Below are 23,251 nucleotides of genomic sequence, written 5' to 3'. Positions count from 1 at the left end.
CAAAATAATTGCCGTCCAGCCCTTGCTGATCTATTCGAAAGGAAGAGGACGGGGCGCCTTGGTCCGCCCGCATTGGCAAGTGGGAGTTTGCGCATGGATAAGACAATTGCGAGCACGGCGGCTGCCGTCTCCGAGATCGGCGATGGTGCGACCGTCATGATCGGTGGCTTTGGCGGCTCCGGTGCGCCGATCGAACTCATTCATGCGCTGATCGACAAAGGCCCGAAGAACCTGACCGTCATCAACAACAATGCCGGCAACGGGCGTATCGGCATCGCTGCGATGATCGATGCCGGCATGGTCAGGAAGATGATCTGCTCCTTCCCGCGTTCGTCCGATCCGCGCGCCTTCACCGACCGCTATCTAGCTGGCGAAATAGAGCTGGAGCTGGTGCCTCAGGGGACGCTCGCCGAACGTATCCGTGCCGGCGGCGCCGGCATTCCAGCCTTTTATACCCCAACCGCCTATGGCACCGAACTCGCCAACGGCAAGGTCATCGCCGAATTCGACGGCCGCCACTATGTTCAAGAGCGCTGGCTCAAGGCCGATTTTGCCATCGTCAAGGCTGAAGTCGGCGACGTGCAGGGCAATCTCATCTACAACAAGGCCGGCCGCAATTTTAATCCGCTGATGTGCATGGCCGCGGCCAAGACGATCGCACAGGTCTCGAAAATCGTTGCCGCCGGCGAGCTCGATCCCGAGCACATCGTAACCCCCGGCATCTTCGTCAATGGTGTCGTTGAAGTCGCTGATCCGCAGCAGGAAGAAAATCTCATTCGAGCTGGAGTGGCCTACGTATGACCATCGACACACGCGAAGACATCAAGCTCTCCAACGCCCAGATCGCCTGGCGCGCGGCTCAGGATATCGAAGACGGCGCCTATGTTAACCTCGGCATCGGTTTTCCGGAAATGGTCGCCCGCTATCAGCCGCCGGGCCGCCAGGCGATCTTCCACACCGAAAACGGCATCCTGAATTTCGGCGAGCCGCCGGCGGAAGGCGAGGAAGATTGGGATCTGATCAACGCCGGCAAAAAGGCCGTCACGCTGAAACCGGGCGCGTCCTTTTTCCACCACGCCGATAGCTTCGCCATGGTGCGTGGCGGCCATCTGGATGTCGCGATCCTCGGCGCCTATCAAGTGGCGCAGAACGGCGATCTTGCCAATTGGCGCGTCGGCTCCAAGGGTGTACCTGCCGTCGGCGGAGCCATGGATCTGGTCCATGGCGCCAAGCAGGTCTTTGTCATCACCGAACATGTGACGAAGGACGGCAAACCGAAACTGGTGGAGGCCTGCACCTTTCCGCTGACCGGTGTCGGCTGCATCACCCGTATCTATACGAGCCATGCAGTCATCGACATTGGCAAGCAAGGTTTCGTCGTGCGCGAAAAACTCGCTGCCATGACGATGAACGAGCTGCAAGCGATGACCGGTGCGCCCCTGCATACAGACGGCCCGGTTGCCGACCTGATCGTGCCGACGCTCTAAAGCTCGTTGCGATCTTTCAGATTCGCGCGCAATGCTTTAAGCTTATAATATTTCGCATGCCGTTGTCGCAAATCCGCTGCTCACTTTTGCGCGCCATGCCGTAGGGAGAAGACCATGACCGAAGCCTTCATCTGTGATTACATCCGCACGCCGATCGGCCGCTTCGGCGGATCGCTTTCTTCCGTCCGCGCCGACGATCTCGGTGCAATACCACTGAAGGCGCTGATCGAACGCAACGGCTCTGTCGACTGGGAAGCCGTCGACGACGTGATCTATGGCTGCGCCAACCAGGCGGGCGAGGACAATCGCAACGTCGCGCGCATGGCAAGCCTGCTGGCCGGCCTGCCGATTTCAGTGCCCGGCACGACGATCAATCGGCTTTGCGGTTCGGGCATGGATGCCGTTATCGCAGCCGCCCGCGTCATCCGCGCCGGCGAGGCTGATTTGATGATCGCCGGCGGCGTCGAAAGCATGTCGCGCGCGCCCTTCGTCATCCCCAAGGCTGAAAGCGCCTTTTCGCGCAATGCCGAGATCTACGATACCACCATCGGCTGGCGCTTCATCAACCCTGTCATGAAGAAGCAATACGGCGTGGATTCCATGCCGGAAACCGGCGAGAACGTCGCAGAAGATTACAAGGTCAGCCGCGAAGACCAGGACGGCTTTGCCGTTCGTTCGCAGGCAAAGGCAGCCACGGCACAGGAAAACGGCCGGCTTGCCAAGGAAATCACTTTGGTCACGATCCCGCAGCGCAAGGGCGATCCTGTCATTGTCGGCAAGGACGAGCATCCGCGCGCAACCACCATGGAGGCGCTTGCAAAGCTCGGCACGCCCTTCAAGAAGGAAGGCGGCACGGTGACGGCCGGCAACGCCTCCGGCGTCAATGATGGCGCTGCCGCGCTCATCATTGCTTCAGAGGCAGCTGCCAGGAAATACGGCCTGACACCGATTGCCCGCATTCTCGGCGGTGCGGCCGCCGGTGTTCCCCCGCGCATCATGGGGATCGGCCCGGTTCCCGCCTCCCGCAAGCTCATGACGCGCCTCGGCATGGACCAGGAACAGTTCGACGTTATCGAATTGAACGAGGCCTTCGCTTCGCAGGGGCTTGCCGTGCTGCGCGAACTCGGCATTGCCGATGATGATACGCGCGTCAACCGCAACGGAGGCGCCATCGCGCTCGGTCATCCGCTTGGCATGTCCGGTGCCCGCATCACCGGTACCGCCGCCCTGGAGCTGAAGGAAACCGGCGGCCGCTATTCGCTGTCGACCATGTGCATCGGCGTCGGCCAGGGCATCGCCATCGCGCTGGAACGGGTCTGATCGTTGCGAACAGGCGGGGGTCCGGCGCCACATGAGCGGCGGATCATGCTCGCGGCCGAAACCCGACGCCGGGTCATTGAAGGCTGCAACCAGCGATAAAACTGGAACGGCAAAGGTTCTGGCGCGTTTTTCCTGCTGCTCAGTGGGATCAGTCCATGCCATCACGCCAGAATGTCTTAAAAGCATTTCCGTCAGCCGCCGTTATCATTCTCATTGCCATCACCCTGTTGCTGTCGATTGCGCAATCCGCCTTCGCTGTCGAAGGGCAGAAGGCCAGCCACCCTTCGGAAGGGCTGTTCCTGGTCCAGATCATTCTGCTTGTCGTATCGGGCAGGCTGCTCGGCGAATTGATGGTGCGCATCGGCCAGCCATCGATCATGGGTCAGATCATCGCCGGCATCATTCTCGGTCCCTCCCTTTTCGGCCTGATCTTCCCGCATACACAAGCGAGCCTTTTTCCTTCGGACGGCGCGCAAAAGAGCATGACCGACGCGATCGGCCAGCTCGGCATTCTCTTTCTCCTGCTGCTCGCAGGCATGGAGACCGATCTCGCTCTTGCGAAACGCCTGCGCAAATCGGCGGCCGGCGTTTCGTTGACGGGCATCGTCATTCCCTTTGCGGCCGGCTTTGCACTCGGCGAGCTCATCCCGGACGCCTTTCTTCCCGATCCCGAAAAGCGGCTGGTCACATCACTTTTTCTTGGTACCGCGCTTTCCATTTCTTCCGTGAAGATCGTCGCCTCCGTCGTCCGCGAAATGGATTTCATGCGCCGGAACATCGGTCAGCTGATCGTCGCTTCGGCCATTATCGACGATACGGTTGGGTGGGTCATCATCGCCATAACCTTTGGTCTTGCGGAAAAAGGGACGGTCGATCTCATGACACTGGCGACCAGCGTCATCGGCACACTGGCCTTCATGGCCGTGAGCTTCACTGTAGGACGGCGGATCGTGTTCGAGATCATCCGCTGGACCAACGATAATTTTCGCAGCGACCTGCCCGTGCTCAGCGCCATCGTTGCGATCATGGGCGGGATGGCCATCATCACCAATCTCATCGGCGTCCATACCGTGCTCGGCGCCTTCGTCGCCGGCATTCTCGTCGGTGAATCGCCGATCCTTACCCGACAGATCGACGTCCAGCTTCGCGGCTTGACGACGGCGCTGTTCATGCCTGTTTTCTTCGGGCTGACTGGCCTGCAGACCGATCTTACCGTGCTGGCCGATCCCTCCATCTTGCTGCTGACGGCCGCCATCGTCATCATAGCGAGCATCGGCAAGTTCGGAGGCGCTTTTGCCGCCGCCAAGTTTGGCGGCTATTCGGCATCCGAAGCTCTGGCGCTCGGCTGTGGAATGAACGCCAGGGGATCGACGGAAGTCATCGTCGCGACCATAGGCCTGTCCGTCGGCGTATTGGACGAGAAACTCTTCTCCATCATTGTCGCCATGGCCGTCATCACTACGATGGCGATGCCACCAACACTTCGCTGGGCGCTTGCCCGCCTGCCATTGCGCGAAGAGGAGCGTGACCGGCTCGAACGTGAAGAATTCGAAAGCGAAAGCTTCCTCGGAAATTTCGAACGCATCCTGCTGACCGTGGATGGCTCGCAAAGCAGCCGCCTCGCCACGTGGATCGCCGCCTTCTTCGCCGTGACGCGCAAGATGCCTGTCACCGTCCTGGATATCAGGGAACCACGCGACGCAATATACGATCCAAATGATACAGCGACGACAGGCGCAGCGCCGCAAGGTCGAGCCGTCGCTGACGATTTGAGACAATGCGCGACCGATTTACTGGCGTCGGCTTCCCCGAAGCAGGATATGGCCAGCGAAAGCGATATCCATGTTACGGTCCGGGAGAAGAACGACACGCTGGAAACCATGCTCGAAGATGTCTCGGGTGCCGGCCACGATCTCCTCTTCATGGGCATCGAACCGACCATGGGCGAAGACGGGCGCTTCAGCACGGCCCTGCAAATCATGACCTCTGCCTTCCAGGGAACGTCAGCTATCGTAACAGCACGCGGTATGCTCCCCGAACGTCCCCAGGACTTGAGAATCCTGCTGCCCGTCAGCGGCACCGAACGCTCCGTCCGGGCAGCCGAATTCGGGCTTGCGATTGCGAAGGCGGCGGGAGCCCATTGCGCCCTGCTGCGGATCGTTGAACCGCGACAGGTCAGAGCCATTCCGCGCATCAGCGACCGAGGCAATGACCAATGGGACGTTCTCAACAAGGTCGGCGCGATCGCGGAGTACTATGGCGTCGAGATCGAGAAGGTGGTTCAGCAAGGACCGTCACCGGAGCTCTCGATCCTGCGGCACGCCCGAAGCGGCAAATATAATCTGATCGTGATCGGCGTGAGCAAGCGAGCCAGTGGCAGCCTCTCCTATGGCAGCGTGGCAGACACACTGCTGCAAACAGCAGACAGATCATGCGTCTTCATTGAAACCGACCTGGCCGCCTCGCAGGCAATTCGCGAATAGCCCTGTCCGTCAACGGTGGGATGGATCAAGAGAATCAATAGGCGCCATCAGCACTATTCATTTCTCGAACGTAGCCCCGTGAAGCATATTGACCAGCAGCACGATCTTTTGCAGAGCCCGATATGCCCGACCTTATCCTTTCGCGCGACCATGAAGAAGCCGATACGCGGGATGGATGGAAGGTCGTCGCCGCCACCCATGTGCTGACGACCGTGACGTTCGGAGCCGCCTACTCCTTCTCCGCCACTTTGCCGGGGCTTGCTGCGGAGTTCAATGCGTCGCGCGGCGAGGTCGCCCTCGTCTTTTCCATTTCCGCATTTCTCTTCTACTCGCTCGGCGCGATTGCCGGGCCTCTCGCCGACAGATGGTCGTCGCGCAGCCTTGTTCTTCTGGGACTGGGTGCAATGATCATTGGCTATATCGCCGCCAGTCGTGCCGGATCCTTGACCGCACTTTACATCTGGTATGGCTTCGGCGTCGGATTTGGGATCGGCCTGTCATACGTTCCGGCGATCGGAGCGGTGCAATCCTGGTTCATCCACAAACGAAGCCAGGCGTCGGGCGTCGCGACGGCGGGGATTGGGCTTGGGACCTTGATCCTGCCCTTCGCCATCGGCCAGGCTCTTCCCTTCATCGGCTGGCGAGGGTGTTTCCTTGCGCTTGCCTGCATCTTCGCCGTTTTTGGCATACCGGCGGCTCTGCTTGTCCGCAAGCGCCGTGACGGTACGATCTCGTTCCCGGCGCACGCCGGCAATCCCAAGCTCCCCGCTATATGGCGCGACGGACGGTTCTGGCTTTTCTATATCGTGCTGCTCCTGTCCTCTCTGTGCACCTTCATCCCCTATGTTCATATCGTCGCCGCCGCCCGCGACATGGGGCTTTCCATTCAGGACGGAACCGCCCTTGTCAGCGTTATCGGTGTCGGCAGCGTCATCGGCCGCTTCTTTCTGGCAGGCCTGGGAGATCGTTTCGGCCGCCAGCAACTGCTGGCATCGCTCACCCTTGCAGTCGCGGCCTCCTTTGCCATATGGGCGTCGGCATCAGGCATGATCCAGCTGATCTTGTTCGCATTGATCTTCGGCATGAGCTATGGCGGGTGCGTCGGCCTTTATCCGGCTGTCGCCGCCGATCTGTTCGGCACGCGCCAGATTGGTGCGGTTATCGGGTATCTCTATTCGGCCGTGGGTGTGGCAGCCCTGATCGGGCCAACTGCAGCAGGCTTTATTTTCGACCATACCGGCAGCTATTCCGGCCCGATTATCGCAAGCGGCCTCGCGGCATTCGCAGCAGGCTTTATCGCGTTGCGCCTTGGGAAGAAGTCCTAGAGCTGAGCTGCGATTGCAGCCTTGTCGATGACAGACCAGACGTTCCGGATCCGCCCATCCAGAAACTCATAGAAGACATTCTCGGCAAACTGCACCCTTCTGCCATTCACCGCCATACCGAACAGCATTCCCGTCGGCCTACAATCAAATTGCAGGCGGCTTGCGACGCGTGGCGGTTCGCAGATCAGTAGAGTGATATCGAAATGAAGATCAGGAATGGCGCGAAAATCGCCTTCGAGCATTTGCCAATAGCCCGATAGTCCAATGTAGGCGTCATTGTAATGCACGTCTTCATGGACGAATTTACCCAGATTCGACCAATCCTGCTTGTTCAGACAGGCAATATAGCCTCGGTAGACCTCGGACAGATCGACGCTTGCCATTCTCATCACCCACGCCCTGGAGGCGGCCTGCGCTTCAGGCCGATGCCTGCAGACGGCGGCGACTCGTATGCATCATCGTAATCGGATGCTTGAGCGCCGGTGCAGGACGGCCGATATGGTATCCCTGAACGGCATCGATGCCAAAGGATTTGACGAGATTGAGCTGCTCCTCGTCCTCCACGCCCTCGACCAGAATGCGATGGCCGCGATTGCGCACCAGACCGATGATGTCCTCGAGAAGGATCTTCGCACCGTCGTTGCTTGCCGCGTCATGCAGGAAGGATTTGTCGATCTTGACGGTTTCGAATTCCATCAGCCGCAGCCATGACAATCCGGCAAAACCTGTGCCGAAATCATCCAGCCAGAATTTGATGCCGAGCTTCTTCAGATCCTGAATGCTGTCGAGGACATCGGGGCGTATCTCCATATCGACGCCCTCGGTGATCTCGAACGCCACCCTGTGACCCGAAACGCCCGTTTCCGCCAGAATAGCGGCCACCTGTGCGGCGAAACCCGGAGCCCGCAGCTGGATCGGGGAGACGTTTATGCTGACCGTGTCGACAATGTCGCGGGTAAGCAAATCACAGCAGGCCCTTCTGATCGCCCAATAGCCGAGTTCCATGATGGCGCCGGTGCGTTCCGCTATCGGGATAAAGACGGCGGGAGAAGCATTCGATCCGTCGAGCAACTGCAGGCGCATCAGAGCTTCATAGGCACCGATTTCTCCAGTCTGGAGATATTGGATCGGCTGGTAGACCAGCGAGACGAGGTTCTGCTGGATGGCGATCTTCAAAATAGCCGCGATATTCTCGCTCGCATCGCCGCCCGGCAGCTCGTTCGGATCGAAGATCCGTGCACAATTGCGGCCGCTCGCCTTTGCCGAATACAGAGCACGGTCTGCCTCGTTGATCACGTTCTCCAGCTTCGCGCCGGCGACGTCTCTCGTAATGGTCGCTCCAACGCTCACCGTGACATGCCGGAAGCCGTCCAGACGTTGTGCATGGACGATATCGAGAGCCTCTATCCCCTGACAAATGGCATCCGCCAGAGCCAGCGCATCCGAACTGCTCTCCAGATCGAGGATAACGATGAATTCCTCGCCGCCGTAACGTCCCACCGTTGCCCCGAGTGGAGCAACGATGTTCGACAGCGCATTGGCAACCGTCACAAGGCAGTGATCCCCCTCCTGATGGCCGTAATAATCATTATACTTCTTAAAGAAGTCGACATCGACCAGCAGGATGGCGAATGCTGCGCCCTTCTCGCGCCAGCGATCCCAAAATTGTTTCAGCCTTATATCCGCGGCTCTTCTGTTCTCCATCCCGGTCAGGGAATCCGTGATCGAAAGCCGCAGAAGCGCCTCGCCGCGCTCGGTCGCCTGGCGCTGCTGCAGCTCCGCTTCCCTGGCATTGAGAAAGACGTTGAAACGCTCCTTGTTCAGTTTCCAGTTCACATAGGAGGTGAACACGAAGCAGCAGAGATAGAAGGTGGTGAAGGCCAGACAGTAGGCGGCGCTATAGTGAAATTCCGTCAGCGACAGCAGGAAAAAGGCGAAGATCAGCCCTGACGACATCAGTGCCAGGCCGAATTCAAGGCTGAAGAACAGGTTAACGCCCATCATGAAGATGGCGCCGAAGGCGGCATAATAGGAGAATGCCTCGGCATTGGCCGTCTGCAATGCCGGCAGCAGCCACACGACATATCCAAGAACGACGGCCGCAGCACATGTCGCCTCAAGCTCGCCGGCACGACGTTGCCGCGAAAACTGCATTTCCAGGATCAAAAGCGAAAAGCCCCCAATCAGAAACCGCGCAGGGATCGTCACGTGCGAGACGTCGGGAATGAAGACCAGATCCGTGACCAGGAAGAGGATATAAACGGGCACGGCAAGCCACAGACCGCTGCGAGCCAAGACGCGCCGCGCATCGTTGCTATAGGCTTTGTAGAGCCCGCGCAGCTCATCGGGGCGGTTAGTCATGCGAGCCTCGCTCTGACCAAGATCGCTGTTTCCCGACAATCGACGCATGCTCATCATCACCCGAGTTAGCCGAGACCTCATGTCCACCGCGTTACCTTTGCGTCGCTCGAATGAACAAATCGCTCGCTTCACCACGGCGGCTAATTTGATCCGTTTGATAACGACAGCGTTGCCGCAGCGACATTAACAAAACCATAGCGCTCAATTTTTATATGAGATATGGTTTGCGTAGTGTTCACGGAATGATTTAAAATTGAAACAATTTCAAACCGCTCTTGATGGCTTCAGCCTCGTTACCTCCCAGTCCATCTCGGAACATACGAGATCGTCCGGTAACAACATTGCAACCGACCAAATAAAGGAGGGCGAGGCCGAACTCGCCCTCATTCTCTCCCTCACGCAGCAGGCGTTCGAAGCAAACGCGCCCGTTCCAGGCACCATGCAAGCCTTGACGGAGCGTCTGCAGGCGCTGAAAAACAAGACGACACCCCTGACCTGGGCACATCTCGCCTCGGTGGCGCAGGGGCATCCCGTGTCGTCCTACCTGCTGCAGGACCCTCTGACGCGATGGTCCTTCGAAAAGCCGCGCGGCTACAGCGGCGATGCCTATCTGCTGGATTTCATCTATGAACATCCGGCCGTTGCCGCACAGGTGGCGGAAGCTTCGGCGCTGGGCGCAGAAGTTTACGATTTCACCCGGCGCGCACCATCCGCCGTCGCCGTGCGAGAAAGGCGGGAGATCCTGGCAGCCCACGTCGATGCAGTGGCGGAGGCGACGGATGGCGCCGAAGTCCTGGCAATCGCGGCCGGCCATCTTCGCGAAGCGGAGCTCTCAAAGGCTCTGCAGAGCGGCAGGCTCAAGCGCTGGGTCGCGCTTGATCAGGACCCGGTCAGTGTCGGGGCGGTGAGCTCGACCTTCCATGGCACCTGCATCGAAGCGATCAATGGCTCCGTTCGCACCATTTTGGGACGCGCGCAGAAGCTCGGCACGTTCGACTTCATCTATGCAGCCGGCCTTTACGATTATCTGGCTGAAAGCGTAGCCGTGCGTCTGACGGAACGCTGCCTGCAGATGCTGAAGCCCGGCGGCAAATTCCTGCTCGCAAACTTCGCCAAGGATATCGGTGTCGAAGGTTATATGGAGACCTTCATGAATTGGCCGCTGATCTGGCGAACGGACGAGGATGTCCAGTCGATCATCGACAAGGTCAAACACCCGATCGCCGATGTTTCCCTTACACGCGGCGAAAACGGTGGCGTCATATACGCCGTTCTGACCGTATAGCCGACGGTAAGCATGATGACCGGCTAAGCCGCGCTACGGCTTGGCCGGTAAAATCGCAGCAGCGCAAGCAGAAGATTGACCAAGATGATTGCTACGACGGCGGCAGGTGCTGCTGCATCTGGCGCCAATATTTGTTGACGCAACAAATAACCCGATACCAGAAACGGCGTATTCCAAATCAATGCGCCGCAGAATGTCGCGATGGCAAAGCCTGGCGCCGGGATGGCAAGCACACCTGCTGGCAATGCCATATAGGCGCGAACGATAGGCACAAGCTGACCGAAGAGCGTGGCCCGTATGGCATGACCATGATAATTGCGTTTCAGGCGCAGATACCACTCTTCTTTGATATCCAGACGCCGGGTCATCCTCAGCACGAAGAGGTCGCCACGCGCAGGTCCCAGCCAACGGCCTATTCCATACCAGAACAGCGAGCCTGCCGTTGAACCGGCGGCGGTAACGGCGATCACTGCAGGCAGATCAACCGGGTTGGCGACACCCAGCATGCCCAGCATCAAGAATAGGGCGATCGACGGTAGGATGGGGACAAGCTTCTCGATCGCGGAACACAATGCAAGGCCGAACAGTCCCCACGCCGCCAGATCGGGCAGAACATCCAACATATAGGAGGAGTCACTCATGTGGCGGCAGCCGGAGATTTTATCGGCCTGCGCCGGACGATCTTATAGACCCTAGCAGGCGGAAAGTTGCGCAGCACCTGGCCCTGCAGCGTTGCCTTGAAGCCATACCGGTCGAGCAGGCGATGCGGTATCGGACAGCGCAGGCCATAGGTGAACTGATAGAGTGCCCCGCCCTCACGCAGCCTCGCTGATACCGCAGCAAGAATGGCAATGACCGTCTTCGGCGACATGTTAAGTAGCGGCAACCCGCTGATCGCACAGCCGAACAGCTCTCCTTCAGGCAAGTCATAGGCATCAAGCCGCGCAGCATCGGCGCAGATGACGCGGGCATCAGGAAACCGCTGTCGCAGCAGACTGGCAAAACTATCAGCGGATTCAATCAGCGTAATATCGCTTTCGCATATGCCGCGTGCGAGTAGGGCTCGTGTGAATACTCCCGTGCCCGGACCGAGCTCGAGGATCGGTCCCGCCGAAGGACCAATTTCGCTTGTAATCAGATTGGCTAGGACCGGGCCGGAGGGGGCGATCGCTCCCACCATGCGCGGATTGGTCAGCAGAGTTCGCAAGAATAGTGATGTGTTTGACATATGTTCCCGCCAGTAGGGGCTCAAGAGATTCGCCTGTGCGGCAGGCTTTTCCTAGGAGGAGCCGATTGCGAGAACATTGCATCGGGAGCCGATAGGCTATCCGGCCATCGGAAAGTTCAATCTGAAAGACGCACCACCCGTCGGTCCGTCGATGACGCAAACCTTTCCGCCATGGAGCCTCGCAATCTCCTGAACGAGGTTCAGCCCGAGGCCGAAACCTTTGCTGCGTCCCTGGAGGCGGTGAAACGGTTCGAAGATGCGGTCCCGCTCCTCTTGCGGGACACCATTTCCTTCGTCGCTTACGGTGATGCCGGTGGCACAGCCGACATGGACGGTGATCCTGCCGCGGCGGCCGCCATGCTGAATCGCATTCTGCACGAGGTTGGTGACGGCCCGCTCGATGGCCATGCGATCGCCAAGGATCTCCACGGCCTCCTCGTCCTTGATGAAACAGGGTTCGTAATTGGCAGCGATCGCGAGCGGCGCCAGTTCCGAAACGACGTGTTCGGCGACCTGTACGAGATCAACTGAAGTTGGCTCGAAGCGATGATTGAGGCGCTGAAGATCGAGGAACTGCTCGGCAAGCGTCGCAAGGCGCACCGTATCCTCAAACAGCCGCTCCTTCAAAGGGCCTGCCGGCAGACCATCGAGACGTGCCTGCAGGATTGCGACCGGCGTCCGCCACTCATGGGCAAGATGGGAAAACAGACGCTTCTGCCGCTCATAGCCGTCGTCCAGCCGGCTCAGCGCGTCATTGACGGCTTCGACAAGCGGCAGGATCTCGCGCGGAACATCATCGATCGGTAGCCGCATCCCCTGGCGATTGATATCGATCTGCCCGGCGCGGGCAACGGCGGAATCGAGCGAAGAAAAAGCGCGGCGAATCACGAGCGGCGCGGCAATCACCGTTGCGATCGCCGTTACGATGAGCAGCGGCAGAAGAGCGCTGAAGAAGACAATGCCCACCGCGCCAAGGACACGGATCGTCGACACGCTGCCGTCCATACCTGTCAGAACCTGGACCTCACCGGCCGGAGACGAGACCCATTGCAACCGGGCGGCAGGTACGGTGCTGCCGCCGAGATTGCCGCCGAAACGGGCTTGTCCGACACCGTCGAGCGCAGCGCCGATCGCGGCATAGGCCGCGGGTACGTTTCCGTCCTTGATCGTGGCGCCGCTGCGATCGCGAACGACGAACCAGAGACCCGGCAGATCCCCACGCCGCGCCAAAAGCGCTGCCGTCTCCTTCAGCATAAGGGCACCATTCTGATCGCGCCCAAGGGACCGGGAGATGGCATCGATGGTCTCATCTTCCGGCTGAAGAGAGATGAAACTGCCGGTCGCCCAAAGAGCAGCCACGATGAGCACCGCAAGCAGCGACAGGAAGATCGCTTGCAGGAATGATAGGCGCGATACGAGACGCCATCGCAAGGAAGGCTGGCCTCCGCTCATGATTTCAGTCTCATCAGATAGCCAATGCCGCGAACAGGATGAATCTCCAGCCCGGACTCCACCGAGGCAAGCTTGCGGCGAAGACGGGAGATATGCGCATCCAGGGTGTTTGACTGGATATCTTCGCTGAACCCATAGACAGCCTCCTCCAGAGCGTGGCGCGATACCGTGCGACCAAGCCGACGCGCAAGCGCCTCAAAGACCAGAACTTCCCGGCGGGGCAATTCGAGCCGTTCACCCTCGATCAGGATGTCATGACAGCCGAAGTCATAAGATAGCCTGCCGAAATTCATCACCTCGCTCCGCAGTTCGCCGGGGCGCCTCAGGATGGCGCGCAGTCGCGCCAGAAGCTCCTCCATGGCAAAAGGCTTGACGAGATAATCGTCGGCGCCGGTATCAAGGCCGCCAATACGGTCGTCGAGATCGCCGCGTGCCGTCAACACGATAACGGGCGTATCGATGCCGGCCGCGCGCAGCTTCGGAATGATCGACAAGCCATCGCCATCCGGAACCTGCCGGTCGAGGAGAATGACATCATAAGGGAGATTGATCGCAGCCTCTTCGGCATCGGCCAGGATCGAGACGTGATCGACGACGGCATCGCGAGCCTGCAACGCAGCGCTCAGCGCCGCAGCCATTTCCGGCTCGTCTTCAAGCAACAATATCCGCAATGAACCGTCCCCAAAAATGTAAGGATTGCATTGCATAAGCGGATTGCGGGAAGATTGCGACCCTCTCCAGGCGACACTTCATCATTCACTGGAGAATTCAGACCGATACGCTGTCGGTAGGAAAGATATCGGCCAGTTTCGGCTTTCGACGCCAGTCAGGTCACAGGGGAAGGCATCGCCTCCCCCTGCGATATCCGCCGCGCGGCGGCTGATAGGTAGGCTACAGCGAACGGAGCGGTGAACCCACCATACAAATGGTTTCCCGTCCGTCGTGATTTCGCAGCCGCACCGCCATTCTCGAACCAGCAGAGGTCAAGAAGGACGAGCCGTAAAGTGCCCATCTGCATCAAACCCACCTCATTTAAGGCGGCTCACATGCAACGCCAGCAAGCTGCGATAATCCAGCCCTTCCTCACGCTCGGGAAGACCGATATCCCGAAGCTGATAATTCGATAATCCGTATACCTGCTCATAAGTCTGCCGCCGTTTCCAGACAACAAACAGCAGGGCGCGCGCAGTCCTCCACGCACCGAATTTCTGGTACAGTTCATCGACCGTCGCCGTCAAACTCTCGGCAACTATAAATTGTGAATGAGTCATCGCTATTCCTGGCGCAGTCACGCGACCAGGTCCTCTTGAAGCTTGACCGGCTTCAGGAGTCGATGCGTCAACGACACACCAAATCACACCCTCGGCAAGTCATATAGGTTTATTGGGAAAACGCCTAAGCGGCAGAAAATAAAGCTCTTTTGAGCTTTAATTATAGAGTCGCCGCGCGGTTGGTGCAGCACACACCATGGCGATCGACATCATTCCGCCGGAGACGTAGGTAAACATATGTGAATTATGCATGTCACGCCTCCTTGTTCGATTTACGGATGGCGTAATCATACGCGAGATCCACAAATCGGCAACCCCACAATTTCGAATTGCAAATATCCGGCACAATATGTTGCATCGAAGCAACAGTGACGATGGTGTCGAATAATCGTCTGCGAACGAAATGTTAGACCGCGGCCGCAAGGCGAGCCCGACGACAAACGGAAATTACAGAGCCCGTTAGAATGAATTGACGATACCGCCGCCAGTGCGCATCTGCTGCACCATAATATGGGCGTGGTAGTGCATGGCGCATTTGATGGCGTAGATTTGCAGGACGACAGGAGAGCGCCGATGCCGCAGGAGATTGAAAAGCCGCGCGCGGTAAGTGGCGCGCAAATCAGCCTCCTTAACTCGGCGCATCAACCGGAGGAAAATCCCGACAGCTTCGAATGCCCATGTCGCGTTGAGTGCCAGCAGGCGCAGTGGATGGCGGCGCAGGTGGCGTAAGCGGGTACTTTCCGGTTCGATACGCGCATCGATGTAAAGCGCATCCAACCGATCGAAATAGGCGGCCGGCTCGTGCAGATCGCTTAGAACCGAAAGATATCCATCCCGCAGGGTTTCGCGCGAGAGATTGAGCGGTATGACATTGGTGCCATAGGCGGGCGGATCGTCGTGGTCGAGGCGACCTTCCTTGGCGAGGCGCGTATAAAGCGGCGTCTTCGGAATCGCCGCCAGCATGCCGATCATGGCGTTGACGATGCGCGCATCCCTGATGAAGACCCGCTGCGCATCGAAAATGGTCGCATCGTCACTATCGAAGCCCAGGATCATGCCGCACCAGACTTCCATCCCGGTCTGCTGGATCGTGTGGATCTTGTCCAGCATCGTCCCGCCCTTGCGCAGGTTCTGCAGCTTCTTGGTTTCGCGCAGCGCCTCCTCGTTCGGAGTTTCGATGCCGATGAAGACGACGCGGATATTGGCATCGACCATCAACTGCATCAATTCAGCATCGTCAGCCAGATCGATCGATGCCTCCGTCAGGAACGTCATCGGGTAATGATGGCGCTCCTGCCAGGCAACGACATCCCGCAGGACCTCCTTGATTGCCTTCTTGTTGCCGATCAGATTGTCGTCAACGATGAAAGCCGTATCCATTCCGGAGGCGAGCAGGGCCTCCATCTCGGCAATAATCTGCGTACTGGTCTTGATGCGCGGCTTGCGGCCGAAAACGACGATGATATCGCAAAAATCGCAGGTGAAGGGACAGCCGCGCGAAAACTGGATGCTGCCGACAGCATATTCGTCCATCTTCAGGAGATCAAAACGCGGCACGGGCACCTTGCTCATATCCGTCTTGTCAGCCTGTTCATAGCGCCGCGCATGATGACCCTCCTGCCATTCAGCCAGGAATTTGGGCCATGTCTCTTCCGCCTCGCCAATGAAGGAGACATCGACGAGATTGCCGAAATAATCCTCCTTGACCGTAACCCAAGGTCCGCCGACGACGGTGAAACAGTTGCGCCGTTTGAGCTCGGTCAGGATTTCCGTCATGCGGAAGCGCTGGACGATCATGCCCGTCAGCGCAACGATATCGGCCTTCTCGCAAAGGCCGTAGTCTATCGGCTCGATATTCTCGTCCACCAGAGTGACGGTATGTTCGGCCGGCGTCAGCGCCGCCAGCAAAGGCAGGCAGGCAACCGGAAGGTTGGCCTTCACGTCGAACAGCGGCAGAGCGTGCTCCATGCCCCAATAAGAGGTTTCGAAACGCGGATTGATGATGACGATATGAGCCATTGAATGGTCCGCTCCATGATATGAATCTGGTTCGGTATTGCTTTGAGCATGTATGTCATTTGCAGCTGCATGCGCTGGCCTTACAGCCGCGAAGCAGGGTCTTCCAGCATCGAGGCGGCTGTCTTAGCAGCCCTATATGAGCTCAAGATTAAATTCCGGATGCTGGCGGCGGCTGGACGTTCAGGCCATCACCCCGCAGGAGGACATTTTTCTAGCGGGGCGCACTGGGTGCGAAACAAAACCTCCCTTCGAGGCCCCTCAAGGGGAGGGTAAGCTTCTACCACTTCGGTTGCCGAGGACGCCTCTCATCCAGGCCGCTTCAACGTGTTCCCGCACCGCCGATAAAAATTTTTCCGGCGGCAATGTCGAAATCGTCCCGACGCAATCGTCTTTATTCCAGATATGACGCGAAAGGATATTATCCGATCTTTCGCGCGTGAGCTGAACCGGATGAAGGGAGCTGCAAAAATGAGTTCGTCCTATCGTTGGGTGATTGTCGGTGCCGGCGCGCTGATGACCTGTGTTGCGCTCGGCGCGATGTTTTCCTTGGCGATCTTTCAGGTACCAATTGCCGCCGATACAGGCTGGTCGCATGCCGGCATCGCTGCCGCCATGACGCTGAATTTCCTGACCATGGGCCTCGGCGCCTTTGCCTGGGGTGCCGCAAGCGATCGTTTCGGCATCCGCATCGTGGTGGTGATCGGAGCGTTGCTGCTTGGACTTGCGCTTGTTCTGGCAAGCCGGGCGGGCTCGCTTCTGCAATTCCAGCTGACCTACGGTATTCTCGTCGGCCTTGCCGCCAGCGCCTTCTTCGCACCGATGATCGCAGCGACGACCGCCTGGTTCGACGAGGGCAGAGGTCTTGCGGTGTCGCTGGTCTCGGCCGGCATGGGCGTTGCACCTATGACGGTATCGCCCTTCGCCCGTTACCTGATTTCCGCTTACGATTGGCGTTTCGCCATGCTCATCATCGGCATCATGGCCTGGGTTCTACTGATACCGGCGGCACTGCTGGTGCGGCGGGCACCTGTTCTTGCCGAAGCCACCGCTTCGGGCGGGCAGAGGGAAGAGCAGAGCCTGCCCCTTGGCCGGATCTTCCGCTCGCCGCAATTCCTCGTACTCGGCGCGACCTTCTTTGCCTGCTGTGCAGCCCACTCCGGGCCGATCTTCCACATGGTCAGTTACGCCACCATCTGTGGTGTAGGGCCAATGGCAGCAGTCAGCATCTATAGCGTCGAGGGCCTCGCAGGCCTTGGCGGCCGTCTTCTTTACGGGGCGCTGGCGGACAGGCTCGGTGTGAAACCGGTGCTTGTTGCGGGCCTTCTCGTGCAGGCGGCGGCACTTGCTACCTATCTGATGGTCAGTGAACTCGGCGAGTTCTATGCTTTGGCGGTCATCTTCGGCAGCGCCTATGGCGGTGTCATGCCGCTTTATGCCGTGCTCGCGCGCGAATATTTCGGACCGCGCGTCATCGGCACCGTCTTTGGCGCGGCATCGATGCTCTCGAGCATCGGCATGGCCGCCGGGCCTTTGATCGGCGGCTGGATCTTCGATACCTTCGCCAATTATTCCTGGCTCTTCATCGGCTCGTCCCTTGTGGGGTTGGGGGCTGCCGCCATCGCGCTTGCCTTTCCGCCAATGCGCCGCCTGCAACTGCAGGCGGCATAAGACAGGCTGGAAACGGCCTGGACCCGCTTCCGCGAAACCTGTCGGGTGCCTCATATTTCACCAAGCCCGACAGCTCTTTTCTCGGCCAAAAGCCCTTGCCGCCACGCTGGGGAAGGACATATTCGTATTTCTTGATGCTTACACACAGATTTCCGTAAGCGGCAGCGGTTGCAGCCATTGCAATTTTCAATTTTTGGCCAACACTCACATATGCATCAGGTGCGTGATCTTCTGGGGGAGGAAATCAGGAGAGCACCCACTGGCGCGACTTTCCGCGCCCATCGGCAGGAAAGTCCTGCGTAATGTCATTATGGGGGACATGACACGGGTCTTTTGACCATGTCCCTGGTGCAATTGGGAGGATTGATTCATGGCATCCACGTCCGTGGCCGAGACGACGAGTCGAGGCATGACCAGGGAGGAGAAGAAGGTCATCTTCGCCTCCTCCCTTGGAACCGTGTTCGAATGGTACGATTTCTATCTTTACGGTTCTCTGGCCGCCTTCATCGGCACGGCCTTCTTCAGCGACTATCCGGAAGCAACCCGCAATATCTTCGCCCTGCTCGCCTTTGCCGCCGGCTTCCTCGTCAGGCCGTTCGGCGCCCTCGTCTTCGGGCGCATCGGCGATCTTGTCGGGCGTAAATACACCTTCCTCGTCACGATCCTGATTATGGGTCTTTCGACCTTTTTGGTCGGCGTCCTTCCCGGATCGGCGAGCTGGGGCATCGCCGCGCCCGTCGTCCTGATCATCCTTCGCCTGCTGCAAGGTCTGGCGCTCGGCGGAGAATATGGCGGTGCTGCGACTTATGTCGCCGAACACGCACCCGACAACAAACGCGGCTATTACACCTCCTGGATCCAGACGACTGCGACGCTCGGCCTGTTCCTGTCGCTGATCGTTATCCTGATCGTCCAGAACGCCCTCGGGAAGGATGCCTTTGCCGCCTGGGGCTGGCGCATTCCCTTCCTGCTCTCCTGCCTTCTGCTCGCCATCTCCGTCTGGATACGGCTGTCGCTCAGCGAATCGCCGGCATTTAAGAAGATGAAGGAAGAGGGCAAGGGCTCCAAAGCTCCGCTTTCCGAGGCCTTCGGCCAGTGGAAGAATGCCAAGATCGCCTTGATCGCCCTGCTCGGCCTTACCGCCGGCCAGGCGGTCGTCTGGTATGCCGGCCAATTCTACTCCCTGTTCTTCCTGCAGAACGTGCTGAAGGTCGACGGCCAATCGGTCAACATCATGATCGCGATCGCGCTTCTGATCGGCAGCGGTTTCTTCGTGTTCTTCGGCTGGCTTTCCGACAAGATCGGCCGCAAGCCGATCATCATGGCGGGCCTTGCACTGGCGATCCTCACCTATTCCCCGCTGTTCAAGGCTTTGACCAATGCCGCAAATCCGGCGCTTGCCCAAGCGGAGCAAACCATCCGGGCGACGGTGACGGCTGCTCCTGGCGATTGCACCTTCCAGTTCAATCCCGTAGGCACCGCCAAGTTCAACAATTCGTGCGATATCGCCACGTCCTTCCTGGCGAAGTCGTCCGTGCCCTATACGATTGTCGAAGGCGCAGCCGGGCAGCCGGCGACGGTCAAGGTCGGCGACGCGACCATCACCTCTTACGATGCGACGGCGGCAGGTGCCGGTGCAGCAGCGAAGAGCGCGGCATTCACGCATGACATGAACCTTGCCCTGCAGAAGGCCGGCTTCCCGCTGGCGCGCGATCCCGCCAAGGTACCGGACGCCAAGCTGGATGCCTTCATCGCCGCAAACCCGGAACTCGGGCTCAATGCGGCAACCGTGCGGGCGGGCGACAAGACAGTCACTCCGGTCGCGGATCTCGTCAAGGCGAAGCTTCTGACGGCGGATCAGGCCGGCGGCGCGACCGAAATGCCGGTCTACACCATACCCAAGGGTGGTGCCTTCAAGATGGTTGCCGATCCCTCGGTCATCAACTGGCCGCTGACCATCTTCATCCTGACCATCCTCGTCATCTATGTGACGATGGTCTACGGCCCGATCGCCGCAATCCTGGTTGAGATGTTCCCGACCCGCATCCGCTATACAGGTATGTCGCTGCCCTATCATATCGGCAACGGCTGGTTCGGCGGCCTGCTGCCCGCAACGGTCTTCGCCATGAGCGCCGCCAAGGGCGATATCTACTACGGCCTCTGGTACCCGATCGCGATTGCTGCGATGACTCTGATCATCGGCCTTATCTTCGTTCGGGAAACCAAGGGCGTCGATCTGAACAGCATCAAGTAACCGCATAAGGCCCGGCGTTCAGATGCGGCACGCCGGGCCTTTCTTTGCTTCGTCTCGCCAACCCTTAATCGAAGCGCAGATCTCAGCTTCCGCAAAGAGCGTGGAGCAGCACCAGAAGCGAAAAGAGGACCATCAGGCCCGCCAGAAAATGCTGCAGGATCGACCAGGCGCGTTTGGTTGCCGCAAGGCTTGGCCGCGTTGCAAGAGAAGCGAGATAGAGCACTGTATCCATGAAAACCCCTGGCGCATGTTTCCGCGGGCGCGACGTGATCACCTCGCTATCGCGGACATTGCTGATATTTAACGGTTTTATATTGTCTATAAAATTAGTAGATTAAAGGAAGGGTTTTCCGGCTCCCTCGGAATTTCAGACAAATTAAACTCCCTGACGACAGGCGTCGGCAACACTTGCTCGATCTCGCCGCACATCCACGAGCTCCAGATGGAGGCGAACCGGAGCCCGAAAAAATTTATTCTATGGATTAAATAAACAAAGCAAGGCTCGTCCTTTTAATTGATCGCCAGTGGCTTACGAGTACCGCTGACAATCATCGAACCCATGCCCATGACCTTGCTGGATGCCCAAAATCTTTCGCTTGCTTTCGGCTCGACACAGGCTTTGTCGGCAGCGTCTCTAACCGTTGATCGCGGCGAGGTCGTCGCACTGATGGGAGCGAATGGCGCCGGCAAGTCGACGCTGGTCAAAATCTTGTCGGGTATTCACCGCGCCGATTCAGGCACGATCCTATGGAACGGCGCGGATTATCGCCCCGACAGTCCGGCCGAGGCAACAGCGCAGGGCATCGTTACCGTGCATCAATCGACCGATGTCGTCGGGGTCGCCGGCCTTTCGGTCGCGGATGCGCTGCTGCTCAACCAATATGTTGACGGACGCCTGCCCTTCTTTCTGTCGAAGCGTTCAGCGCGGCGGAAGGCAGAAGCGATCCTCTCTGAAACCGGCTTCGACTTGCCGCTCGATCGAGATTTCGGCGATCTCGGCACTGCCGACCGGCAGATGGTCGCCATTGCGCGCGCCCTTTCCAATCAGGCGCAATTGCTGATCCTGGATGAGCCGACCGCAAGCCTGTCTGCGCGCGAGGCGAGCCGGCTTTATGATATCGTCCGTCGACTGAAGGCCCGCGGCTTGGGCATTCTCTATATCTCGCATCGTACGGCCGATCTCGATGCGCTCGCCGATCGCGTGGTCGTCCTGCGCGGCGGCCGCAACGTCGGTGCCTTCTCGCGCCCGATTGACTTCGACGCCGCCATCGAAACCATGATCGGCCGTTCCATGAAGGCGGCTCGCCCGCATCGCCGTGAACAATTCGACCGAACCATACTGGAGCTTCAGGGCATACAGTTGTTTGCCGATAGCCCCCCGATCGATCTCAGGCTTCATGTCGGCGAGGTCGTCGCCATTACCGGCGTTCTCGGCGCCGGCAAGAGCCGTCTTCTGTCTACGCTTTTCGGCATCGGACGCTTTGCCTCCGGCACGGCGCTTCTGGACGGCATTGCATTTCAGCCCGGCTCGCCTGCGGATGCAATCGCGCGTGGCGTCGTCATGGCTGCCGCTGACCGGCATCGCTCTTCTCTGATGCCATCAGACTGGCCCGGAGAGAGTATTGCGGCAACGATCAGCCTACCGCACCTAAAACGCTGGTATCCATCGGGTTTCCTGTTTTCCGGGCACGAGAGCCGTGAGGGAGAAAAGGCCATCCGGCGCCTCGGCATAAAGGCCCCCGGTCCCGAGGCGTCCGTCTGGTCTCTTTCCGGCGGCAATCAGCAAAAGGTCGTGCTCGCGCGCTGGGAAGCCGAGCCAAGCCGCCTGCTGCTTCTCGACGAGCCCTTTCAGGGGGTCGATGTCGGCGCCCGCCAGGACATTATCGCGGCCATACGCGCCCATACCGACCGCGCTACGCTGATCGCCACATCCGATCCGGAAGAGGCACTCGAAGTCGCCGACCGGGTGCTGGTGATGGAACATCATGGTCTCAAAGAAGCCGTTGATGCGGCCTCAGGCGGCCGGCAGAACGAGGAATATGCCTGATGAGTGAAGGTACCGTGGAAATCCCCGAACAGATCAGGCGGACGAACCATGCGATATCACCGCAGGAATTCGTGCGGCGGGGCGCTGTATTTCTCCTCCTCCTTGCCCTTATTATCATTTTCAGCTTCGCCCAGCCGGCCTTCATCAACATCAACAATCTGATGAGCATCCTGCAGGCAGTTTCGGTGGTCGCCATCATCGGTGCCGGCGTGACGGTGACGCTTGCCATCGGCGGTTTCGATCTATCCGTTGGCGCGGTAGCTGCCTCCAGTGTCATGGCCGCCAGCTATGCCATGATCGTATGGAACCTCGATGTCTATGAGACCGTGCCGCTGGTTCTCGCTTTCGGCGCGATCGTCGGGCTCGTCAATTCTCTGCTGATCGTTCGGCTGAAGGTGCCGGATCTCCTCGCGACCCTCTCTACCATGTTCCTGCTCACGGGATTGCAGCTGATCCCGACAGCCGGACGCTCGATCTCGGTGGGTTTGATCCTTCCCGATGGGACGAAGGCGATCGGCAAGGTCGATCCCACCTTTTTGACGATAGGACGTTCAAGCCTGTTCGGCACCATTCCCTTTCCCGTCATTCTGATGCTTGTCGTCGCCGTCGTGCTCTATGTCCTCACCGAGCGTACGCGCCTCGGTCGCCTTCTTTACGCAACCGGCGGCAATGAAGCCGCGACGCGGCTCGCCGGCGCCAATATCGCCCGGCTGAAAACCTTTGCCTATGTGCTGTCAGGCGTTCTCGCTTCGCTCGGCGGCATTATCGTTGCCGCCCGCGTCGGTCGCGGCGACGTCTCTTCCGGCGCATCGCTGCTGATGGACTCCGTCGCAGCCTCGCTCATCGGCTTTGCCGTCCTTGGCCTGCGCCGCCCCAACGTTCTTGGCACGACGATCGGAGCGGTCTTCGTCGGTGTGCTTCTGAACGGCCTGACGATGCTGAATGCGCCCTATTATACCCAGGATTTCATCAAGGGTGCCGTTCTCGTCGGCGCGCTTGCGCTGACCTACGGGATCGGCCGCAGCAAGGCGTGATCCCGCCATCCATCCCA

19 protein-coding genes are annotated in these 23,251 nt (G+C 59.1%); 10 read left to right on the top strand and 9 right to left on the bottom strand.

The window, feature by feature from the left end:
- Positions 1-93 precede the first annotated feature (93 nt).
- The 5 genes from FBZ99_RS15100 (at position 94) to FBZ99_RS15080 (ending at position 6,615) form a co-directional block, all read left to right on the top strand.
- Positions 94-801: a 3-oxoacid CoA-transferase subunit A gene (locus tag FBZ99_RS15100; RefSeq protein ID WP_069610268.1), complete on the top strand. Its 708-nt coding sequence runs from the start codon at positions 94-96 to the stop codon at positions 799-801.
- The gene (locus FBZ99_RS15095) at positions 798-1,487 is read left to right on the top strand and encodes a 3-oxoacid CoA-transferase subunit B (RefSeq protein WP_113350650.1); all 690 of its coding nucleotides are present in this window, start codon (positions 798-800) and stop codon (positions 1,485-1,487) included. The genes FBZ99_RS15100 and FBZ99_RS15095 overlap by 4 nt, the downstream gene beginning before the upstream one ends.
- Before the next feature lie 114 nt (positions 1,488-1,601).
- Positions 1,602-2,807, top strand: coding sequence for a 3-oxoadipyl-CoA thiolase (gene pcaF, locus FBZ99_RS15090; RefSeq protein ID WP_113350651.1), 1,206 nt, complete (start codon positions 1,602-1,604; stop codon positions 2,805-2,807).
- Between the two features lie 155 nt (positions 2,808-2,962).
- Positions 2,963-5,290: a cation:proton antiporter domain-containing protein gene (locus FBZ99_RS15085; RefSeq protein ID WP_113350652.1), complete on the top strand. Its 2,328-nt coding sequence runs from the start codon at positions 2,963-2,965 to the stop codon at positions 5,288-5,290.
- A 122-nt stretch (positions 5,291-5,412) separates the two neighbouring features.
- Positions 5,413-6,615: an MFS transporter gene (locus FBZ99_RS15080; RefSeq protein ID WP_113350653.1), complete on the top strand. Its 1,203-nt coding sequence runs from the start codon at positions 5,413-5,415 to the stop codon at positions 6,613-6,615.
- Here the strand turns inward: FBZ99_RS15080 and FBZ99_RS15075 are convergent.
- The gene (locus tag FBZ99_RS15075; protein ID WP_113350654.1) at positions 6,612-6,998 is read right to left on the bottom strand and encodes an ester cyclase; all 387 of its coding nucleotides are present in this window, start codon (positions 6,996-6,998) and stop codon (positions 6,612-6,614) included. The genes FBZ99_RS15080 and FBZ99_RS15075 overlap by 4 nt on opposite strands.
- A gap of 34 nt (positions 6,999-7,032) precedes the next feature.
- Complete coding sequence (locus tag FBZ99_RS15070; RefSeq protein WP_246661121.1) at positions 7,033-8,976, bottom strand: putative bifunctional diguanylate cyclase/phosphodiesterase; 1,944 nt, start codon at positions 8,974-8,976, stop codon at positions 7,033-7,035.
- Between the two features lie 253 nt (positions 8,977-9,229).
- Between FBZ99_RS15070 and FBZ99_RS15065 the strand changes: the two genes are divergently transcribed.
- Positions 9,230-10,261, top strand: coding sequence for a class I SAM-dependent methyltransferase (locus FBZ99_RS15065; RefSeq protein WP_113329572.1), 1,032 nt, complete (start codon positions 9,230-9,232; stop codon positions 10,259-10,261).
- Between the two features lie 23 nt (positions 10,262-10,284).
- On the opposite strand, the gene FBZ99_RS15060 is transcribed toward FBZ99_RS15065, so the two are convergent.
- From FBZ99_RS15060 to FBZ99_RS15035, 6 genes are all read right to left on the bottom strand, one after another.
- Positions 10,285-10,902 (bottom strand): DedA family protein, encoded by a 618-nt coding sequence (locus FBZ99_RS15060; RefSeq protein ID WP_145633953.1) that lies wholly within the window; start codon positions 10,900-10,902, stop codon positions 10,285-10,287.
- Positions 10,899-11,489: a class I SAM-dependent methyltransferase gene (locus FBZ99_RS15055; protein ID WP_112723326.1), complete on the bottom strand. Its 591-nt coding sequence runs from the start codon at positions 11,487-11,489 to the stop codon at positions 10,899-10,901. The genes FBZ99_RS15060 and FBZ99_RS15055 overlap by 4 nt, the downstream gene beginning before the upstream one ends.
- Before the next feature lie 96 nt (positions 11,490-11,585).
- Positions 11,586-12,941: a sensor histidine kinase gene (locus FBZ99_RS15050; protein ID WP_113350657.1), complete on the bottom strand. Its 1,356-nt coding sequence runs from the start codon at positions 12,939-12,941 to the stop codon at positions 11,586-11,588.
- A complete protein-coding gene (locus tag FBZ99_RS15045) occupies positions 12,938-13,612 on the bottom strand; it encodes a response regulator transcription factor (RefSeq protein ID WP_162748753.1) in 675 nt (224 codons plus the stop codon). Before FBZ99_RS15045 ends, FBZ99_RS15050 begins: the two co-directional genes overlap by 4 nt.
- Positions 13,613-13,969: 357 nt before the next feature.
- Positions 13,970-14,212 (bottom strand): DUF1127 domain-containing protein, encoded by a 243-nt coding sequence (locus FBZ99_RS15040; protein ID WP_113329568.1) that lies wholly within the window; start codon positions 14,210-14,212, stop codon positions 13,970-13,972.
- Positions 14,213-14,671: 459 nt separating this feature from the next.
- Positions 14,672-16,231, bottom strand: coding sequence for a DUF4070 domain-containing protein (locus tag FBZ99_RS15035; protein WP_113350659.1), 1,560 nt, complete (start codon positions 16,229-16,231; stop codon positions 14,672-14,674).
- 468 nt (positions 16,232-16,699) lie between these two features.
- Between FBZ99_RS15035 and FBZ99_RS15030 the strand changes: the two genes are divergently transcribed.
- Together FBZ99_RS15030 and FBZ99_RS15025 are read left to right on the top strand one after the other, a co-directional pair.
- On the top strand, positions 16,700-17,899 hold the full coding sequence (locus tag FBZ99_RS15030; protein WP_113351044.1) for an MFS transporter: 1,200 nt from the start codon (positions 16,700-16,702) through the stop codon (positions 17,897-17,899).
- Positions 17,900-18,269: 370 nt separating this feature from the next.
- The gene (locus FBZ99_RS15025; RefSeq protein ID WP_113350660.1) at positions 18,270-20,153 is read left to right on the top strand and encodes an MFS transporter; all 1,884 of its coding nucleotides are present in this window, start codon (positions 18,270-18,272) and stop codon (positions 20,151-20,153) included.
- Between the two features lie 82 nt (positions 20,154-20,235).
- Here FBZ99_RS15025 and FBZ99_RS33115 read toward each other — a convergent pair whose 3' ends face one another.
- A complete protein-coding gene (locus tag FBZ99_RS33115; RefSeq protein WP_162748754.1) occupies positions 20,236-20,385 on the bottom strand; it encodes a hypothetical protein in 150 nt (49 codons plus the stop codon).
- Positions 20,386-20,718: 333 nt separating this feature from the next.
- Between FBZ99_RS33115 and FBZ99_RS15020 the strand changes: the two genes are divergently transcribed.
- Positions 20,719-22,200, top strand: coding sequence for a sugar ABC transporter ATP-binding protein (locus FBZ99_RS15020; protein ID WP_113350661.1), 1,482 nt, complete (start codon positions 20,719-20,721; stop codon positions 22,198-22,200).
- Positions 22,200-23,234: an ABC transporter permease gene (locus tag FBZ99_RS15015; protein ID WP_113350662.1), complete on the top strand. Its 1,035-nt coding sequence runs from the start codon at positions 22,200-22,202 to the stop codon at positions 23,232-23,234. Before FBZ99_RS15020 ends, FBZ99_RS15015 begins: the two co-directional genes overlap by 1 nt.
- The last annotated feature ends 17 nt before the right edge of the window (positions 23,235-23,251 follow it).

The sequence above is a fragment of the Rhizobium sp. ERR 1071 genome, from assembly GCF_007828675.1.
Taxonomy (GTDB): Bacteria; Pseudomonadota; Alphaproteobacteria; order Rhizobiales; family Rhizobiaceae; genus Rhizobium; species Rhizobium dioscoreae.
This window is presented reverse-complemented; position numbering and strand designations above follow the sequence as displayed.

What these genes read in the sequence shown, in the direction of transcription:
- FBZ99_RS15100 (WP_069610268.1), top strand. Translation starts at nt 94, where the DNA reads ATGGATAAGACAATTGCGAGCACGGCGGCTGCCGTCTCCGAGATCGGC.
- FBZ99_RS15095 (WP_113350650.1), top strand. Translation starts at nt 798, where the DNA reads ATGACCATCGACACACGCGAAGACATCAAGCTCTCCAACGCCCAGATC.
- pcaF (WP_113350651.1), top strand. Translation starts at nt 1,602, where the DNA reads ATGACCGAAGCCTTCATCTGTGATTACATCCGCACGCCGATCGGCCGC.
- FBZ99_RS15085 (WP_113350652.1), top strand. Translation starts at nt 2,963, where the DNA reads ATGCCATCACGCCAGAATGTCTTAAAAGCATTTCCGTCAGCCGCCGTT.
- FBZ99_RS15080 (WP_113350653.1), top strand. Translation starts at nt 5,413, where the DNA reads ATGCCCGACCTTATCCTTTCGCGCGACCATGAAGAAGCCGATACGCGG.
- FBZ99_RS15075 (WP_113350654.1), bottom strand. Translation starts at nt 6,998, where the DNA reads ATGGCAAGCGTCGATCTGTCCGAGGTCTACCGAGGCTATATTGCCTGT.
- FBZ99_RS15070 (WP_246661121.1), bottom strand. Translation starts at nt 8,976, where the DNA reads ATGACTAACCGCCCCGATGAGCTGCGCGGGCTCTACAAAGCCTATAGC.
- FBZ99_RS15060 (WP_145633953.1), bottom strand. Translation starts at nt 10,902, where the DNA reads ATGAGTGACTCCTCCTATATGTTGGATGTTCTGCCCGATCTGGCGGCG.
- FBZ99_RS15055 (WP_112723326.1), bottom strand. Translation starts at nt 11,489, where the DNA reads ATGTCAAACACATCACTATTCTTGCGAACTCTGCTGACCAATCCGCGC.
- FBZ99_RS15050 (WP_113350657.1), bottom strand. Translation starts at nt 12,941, where the DNA reads ATGAGCGGAGGCCAGCCTTCCTTGCGATGGCGTCTCGTATCGCGCCTA.
- FBZ99_RS15040 (WP_113329568.1), bottom strand. Translation starts at nt 14,212, where the DNA reads ATGACTCATTCACAATTTATAGTTGCCGAGAGTTTGACGGCGACGGTC.
- FBZ99_RS15035 (WP_113350659.1), bottom strand. Translation starts at nt 16,231, where the DNA reads ATGGCTCATATCGTCATCATCAATCCGCGTTTCGAAACCTCTTATTGG.
- FBZ99_RS15030 (WP_113351044.1), top strand. Translation starts at nt 16,700, where the DNA reads ATGAGTTCGTCCTATCGTTGGGTGATTGTCGGTGCCGGCGCGCTGATG.
- FBZ99_RS15025 (WP_113350660.1), top strand. Translation starts at nt 18,270, where the DNA reads ATGGCATCCACGTCCGTGGCCGAGACGACGAGTCGAGGCATGACCAGG.
- FBZ99_RS33115 (WP_162748754.1), bottom strand. Translation starts at nt 20,385, where the DNA reads ATGGATACAGTGCTCTATCTCGCTTCTCTTGCAACGCGGCCAAGCCTT.
- FBZ99_RS15020 (WP_113350661.1), top strand. Translation starts at nt 20,719, where the DNA reads ATGACCTTGCTGGATGCCCAAAATCTTTCGCTTGCTTTCGGCTCGACA.
- FBZ99_RS15015 (WP_113350662.1), top strand. Translation starts at nt 22,200, where the DNA reads ATGAGTGAAGGTACCGTGGAAATCCCCGAACAGATCAGGCGGACGAAC.